18 protein-coding genes are annotated in these 18464 nt (G+C 73.1%); 11 read left to right on the top strand and 7 right to left on the bottom strand.

Going from position 1 to position 18464, the window contains the following annotated elements; all coding sequences use genetic code 11:
* Positions 1-301 precede the first annotated feature (301 nt).
* From AB0D67_RS03870 to AB0D67_RS03860, 3 genes are all read left to right on the top strand, one after another.
* The gene (locus tag AB0D67_RS03870; RefSeq protein ID WP_362929581.1) at positions 302-1702 is read left to right on the top strand and encodes a hypothetical protein; all 1401 of its coding nucleotides are present in this window, start codon (positions 302-304) and stop codon (positions 1700-1702) included.
* Between the two features lie 41 nt (positions 1703-1743).
* A complete protein-coding gene (locus AB0D67_RS03865) occupies positions 1744-3327 on the top strand; it encodes a Na+/H+ antiporter (protein WP_362929579.1) in 1584 nt (527 codons plus the stop codon).
* A 285-nt stretch (positions 3328-3612) separates the two neighbouring features.
* Complete coding sequence (locus AB0D67_RS03860; protein WP_362929577.1) at positions 3613-5250, top strand: ABC-F family ATP-binding cassette domain-containing protein; 1638 nt, start codon at positions 3613-3615, stop codon at positions 5248-5250.
* Positions 5251-5453: 203 nt separating this feature from the next.
* On the opposite strand, the gene AB0D67_RS03855 is transcribed toward AB0D67_RS03860, so the two are convergent.
* On the bottom strand, positions 5454-5711 hold the full coding sequence (locus AB0D67_RS03855; RefSeq protein ID WP_362929575.1) for a UBP-type zinc finger domain-containing protein: 258 nt from the start codon (positions 5709-5711) through the stop codon (positions 5454-5456).
* Between the two features lie 223 nt (positions 5712-5934).
* Between AB0D67_RS03855 and AB0D67_RS03850 the strand changes: the two genes are divergently transcribed.
* The 3 genes from AB0D67_RS03850 to AB0D67_RS03840 all read left to right on the top strand — a co-directional run bounded on the left by AB0D67_RS03850 (position 5935) and on the right by AB0D67_RS03840 (position 7286).
* The gene (locus AB0D67_RS03850) at positions 5935-6336 is read left to right on the top strand and encodes a hypothetical protein (RefSeq protein ID WP_362929573.1); all 402 of its coding nucleotides are present in this window, start codon (positions 5935-5937) and stop codon (positions 6334-6336) included.
* A gap of 235 nt (positions 6337-6571) precedes the next feature.
* Positions 6572-6913, top strand: coding sequence for a DUF202 domain-containing protein (locus AB0D67_RS03845; protein ID WP_362929571.1), 342 nt, complete (start codon positions 6572-6574; stop codon positions 6911-6913).
* A gap of 49 nt (positions 6914-6962) precedes the next feature.
* Positions 6963-7286 (top strand): DUF202 domain-containing protein, encoded by a 324-nt coding sequence (locus AB0D67_RS03840; protein WP_362929569.1) that lies wholly within the window; start codon positions 6963-6965, stop codon positions 7284-7286.
* 141 nt (positions 7287-7427) lie between these two features.
* Here the strand turns inward: AB0D67_RS03840 and AB0D67_RS03835 are convergent, their stop codons facing one another.
* Positions 7428-7892 carry a MarR family winged helix-turn-helix transcriptional regulator gene (locus AB0D67_RS03835; protein WP_362929567.1) on the bottom strand — a complete coding sequence of 155 codons (465 nt, stop codon included), beginning with the start codon at positions 7890-7892 and terminating at the stop codon, positions 7428-7430.
* Between the two features lie 269 nt (positions 7893-8161).
* Here AB0D67_RS03835 and AB0D67_RS03830 point away from each other — a divergent pair, with 269 nt between their 5' ends.
* Positions 8162-9577 (top strand): MFS transporter, encoded by a 1416-nt coding sequence (locus AB0D67_RS03830; protein ID WP_362929565.1) that lies wholly within the window; start codon positions 8162-8164, stop codon positions 9575-9577.
* A gap of 166 nt (positions 9578-9743) precedes the next feature.
* Positions 9744-10808, top strand: coding sequence for an alkene reductase (locus tag AB0D67_RS03825; RefSeq protein WP_362929563.1), 1065 nt, complete (start codon positions 9744-9746; stop codon positions 10806-10808).
* Between the two features lie 107 nt (positions 10809-10915).
* On the opposite strand, the gene AB0D67_RS03820 is transcribed toward AB0D67_RS03825, so the two are convergent.
* Positions 10916-12028 (bottom strand): ferritin-like domain-containing protein, encoded by a 1113-nt coding sequence (locus tag AB0D67_RS03820; RefSeq protein ID WP_362929561.1) that lies wholly within the window; start codon positions 12026-12028, stop codon positions 10916-10918.
* A gap of 119 nt (positions 12029-12147) precedes the next feature.
* Between AB0D67_RS03820 and AB0D67_RS03815 the strand changes: the two genes are divergently transcribed.
* The gene (locus AB0D67_RS03815; protein WP_362929559.1) at positions 12148-12789 is read left to right on the top strand and encodes a TetR/AcrR family transcriptional regulator C-terminal domain-containing protein; all 642 of its coding nucleotides are present in this window, start codon (positions 12148-12150) and stop codon (positions 12787-12789) included.
* 83 nt (positions 12790-12872) lie between these two features.
* Here AB0D67_RS03815 and AB0D67_RS03810 read toward each other — a convergent pair whose 3' ends face one another.
* Together AB0D67_RS03810 and AB0D67_RS03805 are read right to left on the bottom strand one after the other, a co-directional pair.
* Positions 12873-13367: a lytic transglycosylase domain-containing protein gene (locus AB0D67_RS03810; protein WP_362929557.1), complete on the bottom strand. Its 495-nt coding sequence runs from the start codon at positions 13365-13367 to the stop codon at positions 12873-12875.
* 322 nt (positions 13368-13689) lie between these two features.
* Positions 13690-14103 (bottom strand): transglycosylase SLT domain-containing protein, encoded by a 414-nt coding sequence (locus AB0D67_RS03805; protein WP_362929554.1) that lies wholly within the window; start codon positions 14101-14103, stop codon positions 13690-13692.
* Between the two features lie 230 nt (positions 14104-14333).
* Here AB0D67_RS03805 and AB0D67_RS03800 point away from each other — a divergent pair, with 230 nt between their 5' ends.
* Positions 14334-14819, top strand: a complete 486-nt coding sequence (locus AB0D67_RS03800; protein ID WP_362929552.1) for a glutathione peroxidase — start codon at positions 14334-14336, stop codon at positions 14817-14819.
* Here AB0D67_RS03800 and AB0D67_RS03795 read toward each other — a convergent pair.
* A complete protein-coding gene (locus AB0D67_RS03795) occupies positions 14791-15789 on the bottom strand; it encodes a substrate-binding domain-containing protein (protein ID WP_362929550.1) in 999 nt (332 codons plus the stop codon). The genes AB0D67_RS03800 and AB0D67_RS03795 overlap by 29 nt on opposite strands.
* 176 nt (positions 15790-15965) lie before the next feature.
* Here AB0D67_RS03795 and ugpC point away from each other — a divergent pair, with 176 nt between their 5' ends.
* Positions 15966-17186 (top strand): sn-glycerol-3-phosphate ABC transporter ATP-binding protein UgpC, encoded by a 1221-nt coding sequence (gene ugpC, locus AB0D67_RS03790; protein WP_362929548.1) that lies wholly within the window; start codon positions 15966-15968, stop codon positions 17184-17186.
* A gap of 168 nt (positions 17187-17354) precedes the next feature.
* Here the strand turns inward: ugpC and AB0D67_RS03785 are convergent, their stop codons facing one another.
* Positions 17355-18374 carry an MraY family glycosyltransferase gene (locus tag AB0D67_RS03785; protein WP_362929546.1) on the bottom strand — a complete coding sequence of 340 codons (1020 nt, stop codon included), beginning with the start codon at positions 18372-18374 and terminating at the stop codon, positions 17355-17357.
* Between the last annotated feature and the right edge of the window lie 90 nt (positions 18375-18464).

The raw sequence follows: 18464 nt of genomic DNA, 5'->3' as shown, positions 1-18464 counted from the left end.
TCCGGGCGGCGAGCCTCGCGACGGCCGCCGCCGCTCCGGGCGGTTCCGGACGCCGAGTCCCGTGACGGCCGCCGCCGCTCCGGCCGGGGAGCGCGCGGGCCCGTCCCGGCATTCCGGAAGCCATGTCCCATGTCGCGTGGCAGACTGGCACCGGCACCCGGCCGCCGGAACGTCCTCGGTCGAAAGGAGATCGTCCGTTTCGGTGTCACCGGGGCGAAAGATGGGGACGGAAGGACCGGTTCGGTAGAGTTTTCCGGGGTCGAGTGGACGAATAAAGGCTGGTTGAAGCACGATGTCCTCCATGTCGGAAGTTGTCCCGTTGCCGTCATTCGGCGAGGTGTTCTTTGACGAGCGTGGCCAGGAGCGGGTTCTACGGGTCACCTGGCACGAAGGCACGCTGGTCCTGAGCCTGTGGCGCGGAGAGATGTGCACCGCCAGTTTCCGCATGCCGCTGAACGACGTCGGCCGCCTGGTGGACGCCCTCGACGAGGGGTTCATCCAGGCCGGGGGCCAGTACCCCGACGAGGTGGACGACCAGCGGCAGGCCGCGCCCCCGGCGGCCCGGACCGGCCAGGAGGCCCCGGCCGTGCCCGCCGGGCACGGCGATCCCGGGGGCTTCCCCGTCTCCGGAGAGTTCCCGGCGGCCGGCGAGCTGCCGGGCACGGGGCAGTACGCCCGTCCCCGCCCCGAGGAGTACGCCCAGCCGCACCCGTACCCCGACCCCGACCGGCCGTATCCCGACCCGGATCGGCGATACCCCGACGCCGCCGCCCAGCCCGAGCCGCCGGACGAGCGCCCGGTGCCCGCCCACGGACCCAACGACGTGCTGGTGGCCCGCGGAGCCGTGCCGGCGCCGCCGGACCGTCCCGCGGCCCGCGCCGCCGACTACGAGTACGGCTCCGGCGACGCGGTGCCCCGGGAGAACATGATCGTGGGCGACTCGCTGTCGTACGGCGGGTATCCCGCCGACCCGCTGGGCCCGGCCTCCGGCGACCCCGCCTACCAGTTGCCCGGCGGCGACCGCTACGCGCCCCGGCAGCCGGACCCCTTCGCCGCCCCGCCTGCCGGATCCGACGCCTACGGCGCGGCGCCCGAGCCCGACCTCTACGGCGGGCCGTCCACGCAGCCCGGCCCGTACGACTCCCCGGCGCCCCGCCGGCGGTCCGGCTCCCACGCCCCGCACGACGAGCGGTACCCATCCCGTTCCAGGCATTCCGACCACTACGCCTCCCCGGACGCGGCGTCCCAGGGGCAGCACTCCACCGACCCGTTCGGTTTCGCGGCGCAGCAGGCGCAGCAGCGGCAGCCGGCCTACGAGGCCGGCCCGCCCGAGCTGTCCGACCCCTACGGCTACCCCGCGCCGCAGGCCGACCCGTACGCCGACGGTGTCCCGGGTGTCCCGGGTGTCCCGGGTGTCCTGGGCGCCCCGCAGCCGGGTACGGCCGGCCACCCCCCCGACCTGCGCGACCTGTACGGCTCGCCGCCCGCCGGATACCAGCAGGGGGTGGACCCGTCCGACCCGCTGGGTTTGCGCGGCCGGCAGCCCGACCCCGACCCGCTGGGCCTGCACGGCCGGCAGGATCCGCGGATGTCGCGCCCGTACGTCCCGGACCCGCCGCACTCCACCGGTGAGCGGCTCCGCCCCGACCAGGGGTACGAGGAGCACCGCCGCGACGAGCGGGACGACCGTCACGACTGGTGATCCCGGGAAGGACATTCGGGATCACCGCGCTCGGGGGAGCCATGAGTCAGGAGTCCGTACTCCAGCTGCTGCTCGTTCCGGTCATCGCCATCGCGGTGGCCGCCGTCGCCAGGCGGCGCGAGTGGTCCGCGCCGCTGCTGCTGGTGCTGGCCGGGCTGGTGCTCTCGCCGCTGGTGCCCGGCTACCAGCTGGATCCCGAGCTGATCCTGCTGGTGTTCCTGCCCCCGCTGCTCTACTCCGCCGCGATCGACAGCTCCTACACCAGGCTCAAGGCCGTCCGCAGGCCGATCGGGCTGCTGTCGGTCGGGCTGGTGCTGTTCACCACCGTGGTCGTCGGCTGGGTGACCCACCTGCTGCTGCCCGAGCTTCCGGTGGCGGCGGCCTTCGCGCTGGGCGCGATCGTGGCGCCGCCCGACGCGGTCGCCGCGGTCGCGGTGGCCCGCAGGCTCGGGCTGCCCCGCAAGATCGTCTCCATCCTGGTGGGGGAGAGCCTGTTCAACGACGCCACCGCGCTCACCGTCTACCGGGTGGCCGTCTCCGCCGCGCTGGGCGCCGGGGTCACCTGGCCGGAGGCGGTGGGCAGGTTCCTGTACGCCGCGGTGGGCGGCGTGGTGATCGGCGTCGCGCTCTCCTGGCTGCTGAACCGGCTGCTGCGGCTGCTGCGCGACCCGCTCACCGAGAACACCGTCATGCTGCTCATCCCGTTCGGGGTCTACCTGGCGGCCGAGGTCGCCCACACCTCCGGGGTGGTCGCCGTGGTGATCGTCGGGTTGTCCATCGGGCACAGGATGCCCTCGGCGGGCTTCGGCACCCGGCTGCTGTCCGGCGCGGTGTGGCGGGTCATGGGGTTCTTCCTGGAGACCATCGTGTTCATGCTGATCGGCCTGCAGCTGTGGCCGATCATGAGCGCGCTGGGCGGGGAGGACCCGTTGAGGCTCGCCGGGATGGCGCTGGCCGTCTTCGTGGCGACGGTGCTGGCCAGGGCCGTGTGGGTCGTGCCCGGCATGCACCTGCCGAGGAGGCTGTCGGCCCGGATCCGGCGGAACGAGCCGAAGCCGCCGTCCTGGCCGGGGACGCTCATCGTGAGCTGGGCCGGCATGCGCGGGGTGGTCTCGCTCGCCGCGGCCTTCGCCCTGCCCGAGGACTTCCCCGGCCGGCCCACGATCCTCTTCCTCACGTTCACGGTGGTGATCGGCACGCTGCTGATCCAGGGCCTGTCGTTCCCGGCGCTCATCAGCCGGCTGAGGGTCTCCAACGAGCAGGAGATCTTCGCCGACAACCTCGCCGAGGCCGGAGCCAAGCAGCAGGCCGCCACCGCCTCGCTCGCCCGGCTGGAGGAGCTGGTCGGCGAGGGGGTCCCCGAGTCCGGCGAGCACGTGGTGCGGCTGCTCAGGAAGCGGACCGAGAGCCAGCCGCTCGCCGCCTGGGAGCGGCTCGGCGGCGGGACCGGCCAGGAGGGCGAGGAGACGCCCAGCGGGCTCTACCGGCGGCTGCGCCGGGAGATGCTGGCGGTCGAACGTGACGTGCTCGTACGGCTCCGCGACGAGGGCCGCCTCGACGACGAGGTGCTGCACCGGGTCATCAGGGAGCTCGACTTCGAGGAGGCCAACCTGGAGCGCGAGTAGGGGCCCGTTCCCGGAGGCCGTCGGCGTGCCGTACGAGGCCGCACGGCTCCGGAGCCCGGACGGCGTCCGTACGCGGGTGCTATCGTGGGCGGGACCCGTGATCGCGATCGATGAGGAGACCGGGAATGGCAGGGGACCTCGACATCTCCGGGTGACACCGGAAGTGGCCGGCCCGCGGCAGGCGTGTGACATCCGCCGCCGCCGGGGCCATGTCGTCGTCCCATCGATCCCTGCCGACCGCCGGGCGTCCGCTGACGCGCCCGCTTCCGTACGAGGTCATCTCTCATGTCCGACGCTTCCGTCGTCTGCTCCGACCTGTCCTTCTCCTGGCCCGACGGCACCCCGGTCTTCCGGGGGCTGTCCTTCACCGCGGGCCCCGGCCGTACCGGCCTGGTGGCCCCCAACGGCGCCGGGAAGACCACCCTGCTCAAACTCATCGCCGGCGAGTACCGGCCGGCCGGCGGCGGCGTCACCGTCGGGGGCGTGCTCGGCTACCTGCCGCAGAGCCTCCCCCTGTCCGGCGACCTGACCGTGGCCGAGGTCCTCGGGATCGCCCCGGTGATCGCGGCCCTGGACGCCATCGAGTCCGGCGACGCCGCCGAGGAGCACTTCACCGTGATCGGCGACGACTGGGACGTCGAGGAGCGCACCCGCGCCCAGCTCGACCGGCTCGGTCTCGCCGACCTCGACTTCGGCCGCCGTCTGCGCACGCTCAGCGGCGGTCAGGCCGTCTCCCTGGGGCTCGCCGCGCAGCTGCTGCGACGGCCCGACGTGCTCCTGCTCGACGAGCCGACCAACAACCTCGACCTCGACGCCCGCCGCAGGCTGCACGGCGTGCTCGACGACTGGACCGGCTGCCTGCTGCTGGTCAGCCACGACCGGGCGCTGCTCGACCGGATGGACCGCATCGCCGAGCTCGACCGGGGGGAACTGCGCTCCTACGGGGGGAACTTCACCGCGTACGAGGAGGCGGTGCGCGCGGAGCGGGAGGCCGCCGAGCGGACCGTCCGCAGCGCCGAGCAGGAGCTGAAGCGGGAGAAGCGGGAGATGCAGCAGGCCCGCGAGCGGGCCGAACGCCGGGCGGGCAACGCCGCCCGCAACCTGAAGAACGCCGGCCTGCCGCGTATCTTCGCCGGGAACATGAAGCGCGGCGCGCAGGAGTCGGCGGGCCGGGCGGGGCAGGCGCACGCCACGCGGGTCGAGGACGCCAGGACACGCCTCGACGAGGCGAGCCGGGCCCTGCGCGACGACCAGCGGATCGCGCTGGACCTGCCGGGGACCGAGGTGCCGGCCGGGCGCACGGTCTTCCACGGCGAGCACGTGCGGGTCCGCCGCGGCGACCGGCCGGTCTTCGCCGGGCAGGGGATCGACCTGACCGTCCGGGGCCCCGAACGCATCGCGCTGACCGGGCCCAACGGAGCCGGCAAGACCACCCTGCTCCGCGTGCTCGGCGGCGACGTGGAGCCGGAGGGCGGCCGGGTCACGCGGGCCGCCGGCCGCGTCGCCTACCTGTCCCAGCGGCTGGACCTGCTCGACCTCGACCGCACCGTGGCGGAGAACCTCGCGGCGTTCGCGCCCGCGATGCCGCAGGCCGAACGGATGAACCTGCTGGCCCGCTTCCTGTTCCGCGGCCCCCGAGCCCACCTCGCGGTCGGGGCGCTCTCCGGCGGCGAGCGGCTGCGCGCCACGCTGGCCTGCGTCCTGTACGCCGAGCCGGCGCCCCAGCTGCTGCTGCTGGACGAGCCGACCAACAACCTGGACCTGGTGAGCGTCGGCCGGCTGGAGAGCGCGCTTCAGGCGTACCGGGGGGCGTTCGTGGTGGTCAGTCACGACGAGCGGTTCCTCGCCGAGATCGGGGTGAACCGCCGGCTGCGGCTCGCCGAAGGCCGCCTGCTGGAGGAGGGGGCTCCGCAGGACGCCTGACGGGCGCGCCCCGGTCCCGGGCCTCCGGGGCCGGGGCGCGCCCCCGGGTCCCGTTCTCGCGGACCGTCCCGCCTGCCGCGGAGATCCGCGGAACGGGACCTGGGTTCTCCTCCGCGGATCCTCTCCGTGACGGGGATCCGCAGGACGGGACCTGGGACCTGTTTTGTGGATCCTCGCCACGGCGAAGATCCACAAAACAGGTCCTAGCCGAGCGTCTCGTCGACGAAGCACCACCGCCAGGTCTCGCCCGGCTCGAACGAGGCGATGACCGGGTGGCCCTCCTCCCGGAAGTGGGCGGTGGCGTGCCGGCCGGGCGAGGAGTCGCAGCAGCCGATGTGCCCGCAGTCCAGGCACCTGCGCAGGTGGACCCAGCGCATTCCGGTCTTCAGGCACTCCTCGCACCCCTCGGGGGTGCGAGGGGACGGATCCCCGGCCTTGGTCAGGTGTTCGCAGGTGGTCATGTGTTCCCCCTTGGTCGAAGACGCCTCACGGAGATCGTACGGTCACCGCCCGGGACGTCCGGCGGCGGCCACGCGGCCACCGCCGAGGCGGTCCGGCGGTGACCGGGCGGCCCCGCCGAGGGGACCGATCGTACGGTCTCCGCCGCCGGACCGGCCGCTCCGGCGGGACATGTGTCCCGGCGGCGCCGCTCGCCGTACGGGTCCGCCGGGTAGGGTCTTTCGCATGCGACCCCTTACGCGACGTGTCCCCGCTCTCGCCGCCGCCGCGCTGGCCGCCGCCCTGTTCACCACGGGATGCTCCGAACTGCAGGAGGTGAGTCAGGGCGTCGACAAGGCGCAGCAGTGCCTGCAGGCCACCGGCATCGTCACCGAGACGGTGAGCAAGATCTCCGGCCTGACCGACGATCCCGCCGCCCTGGAGAAGGCGCTGAACGACGGCGCCTCGAAGCTCAGCGGTCTCGCCGACCAGGCCGCCAACACCACGCTGAAGGAGGCCGCCGACGGGGTGGCCGCCGACCTGCGGAAGGTGAACGTCACCGACGCCAACAGCGCCGTCGACGCGGCGCAGAAGACCGCGACCGACTCGGTGCGCTGGATCGAGCAGCTGGGCTCCGCCTGCTCCTGACCCGCCTTTCCCGGCCTGCCGTGCGAAAGCCCGCCGGTCCGCTGCTCGGGGTCCGCTGCCCGGGGTCCGGCGGGCCGGGCGGAAACGCCCGGTCCGCGTGGCGGAGACCCCGGCTTCTCACGGTGCCCGCGATCCGTCGATGAGGAGGCCGGTCCGCGCGAGGAAACCCCCGAGCCGGGCGCCAACGGGATCCCGGGTTCTCTATGGGAAATATCGGGGAAATACCGTCGATTGCATGAGCGCCCCTGGTCACGAACCGGATCCCCGGTTCACACTCGCGAACGAACGCACCTTCCTGACCTGGCTCAGCACCTCGCTGGCGCTGAGCGCGGGCGGCGTCGCCATGGCCGCGGTCCCCGAGGACGTCTTCGTGCCCTGGATGCGGACGGCCCTCGCCGTCCTCCTGGTGTTCCTGTCGGCGGTGTCGGCCGCGATGGCCTACCCGCGCTGGCGTCGCGTGCAGCAAGCGCTGCGCAACGCCTCCCCGCTCCCGGCGCCGGCCCTCGCCCCCGTCCTGGGGTACGGCGTGGCCACCGTGGCGGCGCTCGCCCTGATCCTCATCCTGCTGGGCCGCTGACCCGGTGCCCGCCGCACCGGAGACCGGAGCCCGCGCCGGAGGTGACCCGATGAACCAGCTGTGGGACGAGGGCCTGCAGAACGAGCGCACCCGGCTGGCCTGGATGCGCACCGCCGCCACGCTCGCCGTCGGCGGCCTGGGCGCCGGGGGGATCGTCCTGCGCACCGGTATCCGGCCGGTCGTCGCGATCCCCTTCGTCCTGGCCGCCCTCTGCGGGGCGCTGCTGCTGTCCCGCGTCGGCGTCCGCTACCGGCGCGTGCAGCGGGCCCTGCACGAGGGCCGCCCCCTCGACGACCGCGCCGACGCCGTCATCGCCTGGCTCGGCACGATGGCCGTCGCCGCCGGCGCGATCGGCTTCGTCCTCGTCCGTTAGAGGGCCCGTGCGTGGAGGGTCCGCGTGTGAGGGCTCATGTGGGGAGGGCCCGCGTGACGGCCGGTCCCGCGCCGACGGCCGTCATGGTCCGGATGCGCGTCCACCGCCCGGCGTCACGCCCCGGCCGGCGTGCCCGGCATCTCATGATCCGGCGTCCGGGCCGTGGGGACGGGGGCGTCTGGCGTCGACGTTGCCGGTCAGCGTCCGGAGGACGCCGGGCAGCTCCGCCACGGTCCGGGCGGGCAGGCCGGTCACGGTTTCCTCCGCCAGGGCGCACCACAGCAGCTTGACCCGGTCGGCCAGGGCTCTGCCGCTGTCGGTGAGTTCGACGACGCTGGCGCGTCTGTCGGCGGGGTCGGGCGTGCGGCGGATGTGGCCGGCGGCTTCGAGCTTGCGGGTCATGAGCGTGACGCTGGGCGGCTCGCAGCCGAGTGCCTCGCTGAGCTGGGCCTGGATCCTCGGGCCGGTCCGGGCGAGTTCGAGCAGGAGGGCCTCCTGCCCGGGGTGCAGGCCGAGCGGGGCGAGCAGCGCCGCGGCCCTGGCACGGTGACGCAGGCTCAGCAGGCGGATGGCCTGGTTGAGCGCGTCCGCTTCCTCGAAGTCCATGGGCCCTCCTTGACACATTAGTTATGCGCATAATATTTATCTGCTTAACTAATCCTACTCGACACCGAGGGGCCGGCGCATCCGCTGTGACGCCGGGGGCCTGCGCGTCCGCCCGCTACCGGACCGTCCGCGGAGCCGGAACCGGAACCGGGCCGTCCGCGGAGCCGGAACCGGGCCGCCTGTGGAACCGCGCCCGGGCCGCCTGTGGAGCCGGGACCCGACGATCTCCCCGTCCGTGTGAGCGGCGGGACGGCAAGGGAGAAGAACCCATGACGAGCACCCGCACCACGACTCCACGGGCCAGACCGTACGCGGCCTGGCTGGTCCTGCCGCTGGTGTGCGCCTGCCAGTTCATGGTCATCCTGGATTCGGCCATCATCAACGTCGCCCTGCCCTCGGTCCGCGAGGACCTCGGCTTCACCCCCGTCGGCCTGGCCTGGGTCGTGAACGGCTACCTGCTCACCTTCGCCGGTTTCATGCTGCCGGGCGGGCGCGCCGCCGACCTGTTCGGCCCGCGCCGGATGCTGGTCGCCGGGCTGCTCCTGTTCTCGGTCGCCAGCCTGGCCGCCGGCCTGGCGGCCACCGCGGAGGTGCTGGTGGCGGCCCGGGTCGCGCAGGGCGCCGGAGCCGCCATGATGGCCCCGGCGACGCTGGCCGTGATCAACACCTCCTTCACCGAGCCGGGCGCGCGAGCCAGGGCGTTCGGCGCGTGGTCGGCCTCGGGCGGTGTGGGCGGAACGGTCGGCGCGGTCGCCGGCGGCGCCATCACGACCGGCGTCTCATGGCGGTGGGTCTTCCTCATCAACGTGCCGATCGGCGCGGTGCTGATCGGCGCGGCCGTGATGTCGCTCGCCGGCACGCGGACCGGCCGGCGCGGATCGCTCGACCTCACCGGCGCGGTCACCGGGACGGCGGGGCTGGCCGCGCTGGTCTACGGGGTCATGCGGGGCGCCGACGGCGACTGGGCGTCCGTACCGGTCGCCGGGCCGATCGCCGCGGGACTGCTCCTGCTCGTCGTCTTCACGGTCGTGGAGGCGCGTCTCGCCGACCGGCCCATGGTGCCCCTGCGGCTGTTCAGGATCCGGGGGGTCGCCGCCGGCAGCGGCACGCTGCTGCTGTTCGGCGGGATCACCATCGCGATGTGGTACTTCACCTCGCTCTTCCTGCAGAATGTCCTCGGCTTCAGCGCGCTTCAGGCCGGGCTCGCCCAGACCCCCGCGGCGGTGACGTTCCTGCTGGTCGCGCGATGGGCGGCCGTCCTGCCGCCCCGGTTCGGGGCACGCCTTCCCGTGATGGCCGGCGGCGCATTCCTCCTGGCCGGTTTCGGGTGGCTCGCCCAGGCCCACACCGGCAGCGGCTATCTCACCGGCGTGCTCGGGCCCATGCTGCTCGTCGCGGCCGGCATCGGGCTGACCTTCCCCACCCTCATGGCCGCGTCGACCGCCGACGCCCCCGAAGGAGACGCGGGGATCGTCGGCGGCCTGGCCCAGACCGCCGGTCAGGTGGGCGGGTCGATCGGCCTGGCGGTGCTCGCGACGGCCGCCGGCGCCAGAGCCGCCTCGGCGGCCGGTGCGAGCTCCCCGGCCTCCGCCCTCGCCTCCGGCTACGCCCTGGTCTTCCTCCTGGCGGCCGGGCTCGGCCTGGCCGTCGCGGCGGCCGGTCTGCTCCTGCCGCGGCGCCGATGAGGCCGGTCGCCCGCGACGCGGCGACGCCGCTCACCGTGACCCCGTACGACCCCCGGATGCCCCCGTACGACACCCGTACGACACCCGTACGTACGACCCGCCGGCCCGTGCCCGGCGGACCGGCCAGCGGGCCGGCCGACAGGCCGGCCGGCGAAGAGGAGACAGCATGACCAGCGCATTCGATCCGATCACCGTCGGCGGCACGCGACTCGCCAACCGGGTGGTCATGGCACCGATGACCCGCAGCCGCGCCCCCGGCGGACTGGTGACGGAACTTACCGCGGAGTACTACGCCCAGCGCGCCTCCGCGGGACTGATCATCACCGAGGGCGCCCAGCCGTCGGTGACCGGCCAGGGGTATCCGTTCACCCCCGGCCTGCACTCCGCCGAGCAGGTCTCCGCCTGGCGCAAGGTGACCGACGCGGTGCACGCGGAGGGCGGGAAGATCTTCGCCCAGCTGCTGCACACCGGCCGGATCGGTCACCCCGTCCTGCTGCCCGGCGGCCTGGTCCCGGTGGCGCCGTCGCCGGTCGCCGCGCGGGGGCGGTTGTTCACCCCCGACGGCATGAAGGACTTCGTCACCCCGCGCGAGCTGGAGGCCGCCGAGATCGAGCAGATCGTCGCCGACTACGCGAGCGCCGCCCGCAACGCCGTCGAGGCGGGCTTCGACGGGGTGGAACTGCACGGCGCCAACGGCTACCTGATCCACCAGTTCCTCGCCCCCGGCACCAACCGGCGCACCGACGGCTGGGGAGGCTCGGTCCCGGGGCGCATCCGGTTCGCCGTGGAGGCCGTCTCCGCGGTCGCCGCCGCGATCGGCGGCGACCGCACCGGCCTGCGCCTCTCGCCGGGAGGGACGAGCAACGACATCCACGAGCCCGACCCGCACCCCGTCTACCAGGCGCTCGTCGAGCGGGTAGCCGCCCTGGACCTGGCGTACCTGCACGTCATGGAGGCCGGTCACCGGGACCTGACGCACGCCATGCGCCGGAGCTTCCCCGGCGCGTTCATCCTCAACCCGTACACCGGCGACCGTCCGACCGGCCCTGAGGAACTCGCGCTGATCCAGGACGGGACCGCCGACCTGATCGCCTTCGGGCGGCTCTTCCTCGCCAACCCCGACCTGCCCCGCCGCCTGGCGACCGGCTCCCCTCTCAACACCGCGGACCCGGCCACCTTCTACGGCGGCGGCCCGGCCGGATACACCGACTACCCGGCCCTGCCCGCCTGACCGGGCGGGGCCGGGCACAGCCGGCCTCGCCCGGCGGGAGGCGGCGGCCGAGCGCGACGACGCCGCCTCCCGGCGGGGGAGGCGGGGCGGGCACCGTACGGGAGGGGTCAGGAGCCGCCGAGGGCCACCGTCTCGGCCACCTCGTCGTGGCGCTCGGCCTCCTCGGCGGCGAACCGTTCGGCGTCGAGCCGCTCGGCGATGTCCTCGTCCTGCTTCATCAGCGCGTCCAGGCTCTGGCCCGCCATGTCCAGGACGCCCATGTCGGCGTAGGCCTGCTGCAGGCGCGGGCTCCACAGCCCGATGTCCTTGACGCAGGGGACGATGCGGCTGAACAGCAGGGAGCGGAACAGCTTCATGTACTCCGACTGGTCCACGGACTCCATGGCCTGGGCGACCTCGGCCTTGTTCAGGCCGATGGTCTCCCACGTCTCCCGGCCGCGCAGCCGGTCGCGCATGAGGTAGCAGCCCTCGATGACGAACTCCTCGCGCTCCCGCAGCTCGCTCTCGCTGAGCTGACGGTAGTAGTCGCGCAGCGCCATCCGGCCGAAGGCGACGTGCCGGGCCTCGTCCTGCATCACGTAGGCGAGGATCTGCTTGGGCAGCGGCTTGGTGGTGATGTCGCGCATCACCCCGAAGGCCGCCAGCGCCAGGCCCTCGATGAGCACCTGCATGCCGAGGTAGGGCATGTCCCAGCGGGAGTCGCTCAGCGTGCTGTCCAGCAGCGACTTCAGGTGGGGGTTGATGGGGTAGGCGTGGCCGACCTTCTCCTGCAGGAAGCGGGCGTAGGTCTCGGCGTGCCGGGCCTCGTCCATGGTCTGGGTGGCGGCGTAGAACTTCGAGTCGAGGTCGGGGACGGACTCGACGATCCGCGCCGAGCAGATCATCGCGCCCTGCTCACCGTGCAGGAACTGGGAGAACTGCCACGAGGCGTTGTGCAGGCGCACGTCCTTGCGCTGCTGCTCGCCCATCCTGTCCCACAGCGGCGTGCCGTAGATGGCGATGGTGGTGTCGGGGACGCCGAGCACGTCGTACGGATCGACCTCGAGGTCCCAGTCGATGCGCTTGACGGAGTCCCACTGCTTGTCCTTGCCCTTCTGGTAGAGGGCGAGCATGCGGTCCCGGCCCTCGTCGTACTCCCACGTGAAGCGGGCGGCTCCGGCCGCCTCGACGTCCCACGTGGAAAGCTCGGCGGGGATCGCGTACAGGTCGTGCGTCGACATCTGGCCTCCAGGGACGTACACCGTACGTACACTGCGAGACTGGCACCCGTGCCGCGCGCGCGTCAAGAGACGAAGAGACGCGTGCGCCGGGAGAACCAGGAGAAGGAGACAATGGCGCCATGCCCGCCCAGCCGCTGTCCCGCCCGCGCATCGTCGCCGCCGCCGTCGACCTGATCGAGCGCGAGGGCGCCGACGCCGTGTCCATGCGCAGGATCGCCGCGGACCTGGGCGTGGGCGTGATGTCGCTCTACAACCACGTGCCCAGCAAGTCGGCCCTGCTGGACGGCGTGGCCGAGGCGGTGCTCTCGCAGATCGAGTTCGCCGACGACCCGGACGCCGAGTGGACCGACCGGGTGCGGATGCAGGCGCGGGCGTTCCGGCAGATCGCCCACCACTACCCGCGCTGCACGATGGTGGTGGTCAGCCGCCAGCTGAGCTCGGCCGCCGGACTGCTGCCGGTGGAGCGGGCGCTGTCCACGCTGCGCGACGCCGGGTTCGGCGGGCGGGAGGCCGTGCGCGTCCTGCGGGTGTTCATCGCCTACATCGTGGGCTCGCTGCTGCGCGAGGTCGGCGTCACCCCGACGTTCGCGCCGGTGCACCGGCCCGACATCGCGGTGGCCGACGCAGATCCGCTGCTGTTCCCCCAGGTGAGCGAGCTGGCGGGGCCGCTGGCCGACTGCGACCACGAGGCGGAGTTCGAGTTCGGCCTGGAGATGCTCATCCAGGCCGTCGCCGTGCGGCTGAGGTCGTCGGCGGGGTGACGCCCGGGGCCTCGTGAGCCCCGGGCGCCGGTGGTCCGGCTCCGGCGGGAGTGCTCCCTTCCCCTGGGCACTCCTCGCCCGCGTCAGTACCAGTTGCTCGCCTGGAAGTGACCCCATGCGCCGCACGGCGTGCCGTAGCGGTTCTTGATGTAGCCAAGACCCCAGTGGATCTGGGTCGCGGGGTTCGACCGCCAGTCCCCGCCGCTGCCGCTCATCTTCGAGCCCGGCAGGGCCTGGGGAATGCCGTAGGCGCCCGAGGCGGGGTTGTGGGCCTGGTGGTTCCAGCCGCTCTCCCTCGTCCACAGGCTGTCGAGACATCGGAACTGGTCGTATGACCATGCGCGCCGGGCCAGCAGGCGGAAGGCGATCGCCCTGTTCCTGCTGCTGGCCGTCCTCACGGCGACTCTGACCGGCCTGGCCCGGGTGAACCAGGTGCCGCGGTGCATCATCGCCCCGGCCTGCTTGCGCAGGACGGGCTCCGCGAGCTCCTCGGCCCACCCGATCGCCGCCGGGCCGACCATTGTCGAGGTGGCGAGCATGGTCACAACTGCGTTACGCAGAACGCGATAACTGTCCACATCTGTCCTTCTTCGCTGGCCGCGTGCGGGAGGCGGCGGGGGAGACGGTGCTCCCTCGCCGCTCGGCGTTCCGGCACCCGTGGCTCGGATGCGGAAGCCCGCGCGGTCTCGCCGGCCCGATTCCGGCATGAGGCCCGCGGCGATCTCTCTACGGCGCTTTCTAGTACGCGCGAAGAGCGCCGGTCGCCGACTGCGGCGCGCGGAGGAAGGATGTTTGCGGGTTCTTAGCGGTACCCGGGCGGTTCGGCGACGTCTTCCTTGCCGGACGTCGTTCCGCCATGCGAGGGGAAGGAATGAAGATCAGCCCGGGATGGGGTTTCGATCAGTACCAACCGTGGGAGCGGAAGTGGCCCCACGCGCCACACGGCGTGCCATAACGCTGCTTGATGTACGAAAGACCCCATTTGATCTGGGTCCTGGGGTTGGTCCGCCAGTCGCGGCCGGCGCCGGCCATCTTCCCTCCGGGGAGGGCCTGGGGGATGCCGTAGGCGCCGGAGTAGCGGTTGTGGGCCCGGTGGTTCCAGCCGCTCTCCCTCGCCCAGAGCAGGCTCAGGCAGCCGAACTGCGCCCTGCTCCATCCCCGCGCGGCGACCATGGAGGCGCCGATGGCCTTGTTGGCCTGCGCCGAGGTGCGGGAGGCGGAGGCGAGGGCGGGGGAGGACTGGGTGGCGACCCCGGCACTGAGGGCCAGGGCGGAGGAGGCCAGCAGGACACCGGTACGGCGGAGCGTCGGCATAGGCATATCCCTTTCGTCTGGTTCGTCTGGCTGGGTGACTCCGACACGATGCCGCAGTCACCCCGGGACGGACCAAGCCGACAGGGGAAGTCAAGATCCATGTCAAAGATCGGTTAGAGTTCGATCAAGACATCGGCGAGGGGGTGGGCGCGCCGCCTATGAGCTGTGTCACATTTCCCAAAGCGGGCGTCATAACTCCCGGATGTGACAGCAGGAATAGGCTGCAGATCATGAGTATTCGTGATATTTCCGTCCGTACGCTCGATGACGCCTCCACCACGCTCGGCGAGCTGGCCGGCGACGGGCCCGCCCTCGTCGTGAACGTGGCCTCCCGGTGCGGCCTCACCCCCCAGTACGCCGGTCTCGTCGAGATCCAGCGCGCCTACCGCGAGCGGGGCCTGACCGTCGTCGGGGTGCCGTGCAACCAGTTCATGGGCCAGGAGCCGGGGAGCGCGGAGGAGATCCAGGAGTTCTGCTCGGTCACCTACGGCGTGGACTTCCCGCTGCTGGCCAAGGCCGACGTCAACGGCGAGGACCGTCACCCGCTCTACGCCGCGCTGACCACGGCCTCCGACGCCGACGGCGAGGCCGGGGACGTGCAGTGGAACTTCGAGAAGTTCCTGGTCTCGAAGGAGGGGGAGGTGCTGGCGAGGTTCCGGCCCCGCGTCGAGCCCGGGGATCCCGCCGTCATCGCGGCGATCGAGAAGTCCCTCTAGGGGCGCAGCTGCCCCGCACGACCAGCTCGGTCGGCAGCAGCACGCCGCGAGGGCGCCGGCCGTCCCCGCGCAGCACCAGTTCGGCCGCCCGGTACCCGATGTCCTGGGCCGGCTGGGCGATCACGGTCAGCGGGGGAGCGCACAGCTCGGCCCAGGGAACGTCGTCGAACATGATCAGCGACAGGTCCCTGGGCACCCGCAGGTCCAGCTCCCGGGCGGCGAGCACGGCCGCCTCGCCCAGGAGGTTGCCCCCGGCGAGCACGGCGGTGAGGTCGGGGCGGTGCTGGAGGAGCCCGGCCGCGGCGGCGTAGGCGGAGTCGCGGCTGCCGCGGGCGAAGACGAGGAGGTCCTCGTCCACCAGGGGGCCGAGCGCCTCGCGGAAGGCCGCCACCCGCTGCTCCTGCCCCGGGCCGCCCAGATAGGCGATGCGGCGGTGGCCCAGCCCCGTCAGGTAGTCCACCGCGGTCCGCACGCCCGCCCGGTCGTCGGCCAGGACGGCGGGCACGTCGCCGCGCCCGGCCGGAACCCGGTGGGCGAACACCGTGGTCAGCCCGGTGCGCAGGGTGGGCTCCCAGATCTCCCCGCTCCCGGAGGGGACCGCGACCATCCGGCCCACGCCCTGTTCCAGCAGCATGCCGACCATCTCGGCCTCGCGCTCGGGGTCGTCGCCGGTGGCGCCCAGGATCACCGGCTCACCGGCCGAGCGGGCGCAGGCCAGCACGCCGTCGGCCAGGCGGCCGTGGAAGCTGTCGGTGATGTCGGGCACCAGCAGGCCGATCCCTCCGGAGCGCTGCTGGCGCAGGTTGCGCCCGAGCGCGCTGGGACGGTAGTCGAGCTGGGTCGCGGCGGCCAGCACCCGCTCCCTGGTCTCCGGGCTGGCCGAGCCGCCGGACAGGACCCGCGACACGGTGGCCACCCCGACCCCCGCCGCCCCGGCGACGTCCTTGATGGTCGTGCGACGCATACTCATGGAAACGATTCCATCATGTTTTCCGTATCCGATCCAGTGCGGAGCGACACCTTCAGGCCGCCGGACAAGCCGAAATCGGGCAAACCCTTGACAGGGATGTCCGGTTCCGATGAGATGCATGAAAACGTATCCACATCGGGTGAACGCGGGGTTGGCCCGAGGCGCGAAGGACTGTGATGGCATCCATCGTTCTCAGGAACGTCGACAAGATCTACGCGGGTGGCGTGAAAGCCGTGAACAGCCTCAACCTTGAGATCAAGGACGGCGAGTTCATGGTGCTGGTCGGCCCCTCCGGCTGCGGCAAGTCGACCGCGCTGCGCATGATCGCCGGGCTCGAGGACATCAGCGGCGGCGAGATCATCATCGGCGACCGGGTGGTCAACCACCTGCCGCCGAAGGACCGCGACATCGCCATGGTCTTCCAGAACTACGCGCTCTACCCGCACATGACCGTCGAGGAGAACCTCGCCTTCGGTCTGAAGCTCCGCAAGATGCCCAAGGCGGAGATCTCCAAGCGGGTCAACGAGGCCGCCAAGATGCTCGGCCTGGAGCAGTACCTCAAGCGCAAGCCCGCCGCCCTGTCCGGCGGTCAGCGCCAGCGTGTCGCGATGGGCCGCGCCATCGTGCGTGAGCCGCAGGCCTTCCTCATGGACGAGCCGCTGTCCAACCTGGACGCCAAGCTCCGCGTCTCCATGCGCGCCTCCCTCAACACCCTGCACGAGCGGCTCGGCGTGACGACCGTCTACGTCACCCACGACCAGGTCGAGGCCATGACCCTCGGCGACCGCGTCTGCGTCCTGCGCGACGGCCTGCTCCAGCAGGTCGACACCCCGCAGAACCTCTTCGACAACCCGGTCAACCTGTTCGTCGCGGGCTTCATGGGCTCCCCGTCGATGAACTTCGTCAACGCCGAGCTGGTGCGCGGCGACGGCGGCGCCTCGGTCGCCTTCGCCGGATTCAACCTCCCGGTGCCGCAGGAGACCTTCACCGAGAAGCCCGGCCTGGACCAGTACATCGGCAAGCAGCTCATCCTGGGCATCCGCCCCTCCGACTTCGACGACTCCGTCGTCGCCAACGGCCAGGCCGGAGGCTGGACCCGGCTGCCGGTCCGCGCCGAGGTCACCGAGGAGCTGGGCTCGGAGATCAACGTGCTGTTCCTCATCGACGCCCCGCCGGTCCAGCACCAGGACACCGTCGCCGCCGCCGACGCGGGCGACGACGAGGAGGCGGCGCTGCCGCTGGTGGGCGACAAGTCGCTGTGGACCGCCCGGGTCAACTCCCGCAGCCACGTCCGTCCCGGCCAGAACATCGAGCTGGTCGTCGACACCCACAACCTGCACTTCTTCGACCCGTCCTCCGGCCTGGCGATCGGGCACCCGGCCCACGCCCGCGTCTGAGCCCCGGCGGGCCGAATCCGGCCACCCTGGATGGACCGAAAGGGCCCGTGCCACGACCCCCTCCCGTGGCGCGGGCCCTTTCGCCTGCCCGCACCTGTCCGCGTCCGCCCGCGTGTCCTGTCGCCCCCCCGCCCGTCCGCCGGCGCACCCGCCCGCCTGCCCGTCCGCTCAGGCGCGCGGCGGGGCGGGGCGCGGCGCGGGACCGGCCAGCAGCAACCCGCAGGTCAGGACGAGGCACGTGCCCGCCCCGGCCACGACCGCGGTGAACGGCTCGGCGACGCCCGTCGCCACGGCCAGGTTCAGCGAGCACGTCACCGCGGTCAGGCTCGCCGGCAGCGCGGCGACGGCCCACGGGCGCAGCCCGATCCGGCGCAGGCGGTGGGAGAAGTGGCCGGCGGCGTCCCGCGCCGGCCGGCCGCCCAGGCGGGCCGTCAGCACCACGGCGGTGTCGGTGAGCGCGACGAGGGACGGCAGGACCAGGCCCGCCGCGGCGTGCGGCGCGGGACGGCCGGTCACCAGGAGAGCCGCCGAGGCGGTGAGCAGGAACCCGGTGAACAGGGAACCGGCGCTGCCCATGAGCACCCGGGCCGGTGCCCAGTTGTGCCAGAGGAACCCCAGCCCCGCCGCCGCCACGGCGATGAGCAGGACCCCCGGGACGGCCCGCCCGGTGAGGAACGCCGCCATCGCCAGTCCCGTCCCGGCGACCACCGCCATCGCGGCCAGCGCGCCGTCGGCGTTGTCGAGCAGGCTGAACGAGCGGGTCGTCACCGTCAGCCAGGCCACCGTGATCGCGAGGTCGAGCCACCCGCCGGTCACCGTGACCCGTACCCCGCAGGCGGCCACCGCGGCGGCGGCGACCCCCGCGACCGCCGGCAGCAGCGCCGGGGGCAGCGGGGCGACGTCGTCCACCAGACCGGCCGCGGCCAGCGTCAGCGCCCCGGCGAGCACCGCGCCGCTCACGGGGTCGCGCAGCACCCACGGCGCGGTGACGAGCGTGCCGAGGGCGACGGCGACCCCGCCCAGATAGGGGGTGGGCCGTCCGTGGACGCCCCGGCTGCGGCGGCGGTCGGTCAGCCCGCAGCGCAGCGCCAGCCATCCCAGCGGGGCCGACAGCGCCAGCGTCACCGCGAAGGCGGCCGGGGCGACGCCGAACAGCCAGATCACGTCGCCCGCGGGGTGGTCGCCCATTGACGGAACGTTAGCGGGCGTCCCCCGGAGATCATCCCGGCAACACGCCGGGCACGGCCGTCACCCGGCCGGGGAAGCCGTACGGCCGTC

The sequence above is a fragment of the Streptosporangium sp. NPDC048047 genome (assembly GCF_040653115.1).
In the GTDB taxonomy this organism is placed as follows: domain Bacteria; phylum Actinomycetota; class Actinomycetes; order Streptosporangiales; family Streptosporangiaceae; genus Streptosporangium.
The sequence above is the reverse complement of the archived record's forward strand: the minus strand, read 5'-3'. Positions and strand labels throughout refer to the sequence as shown.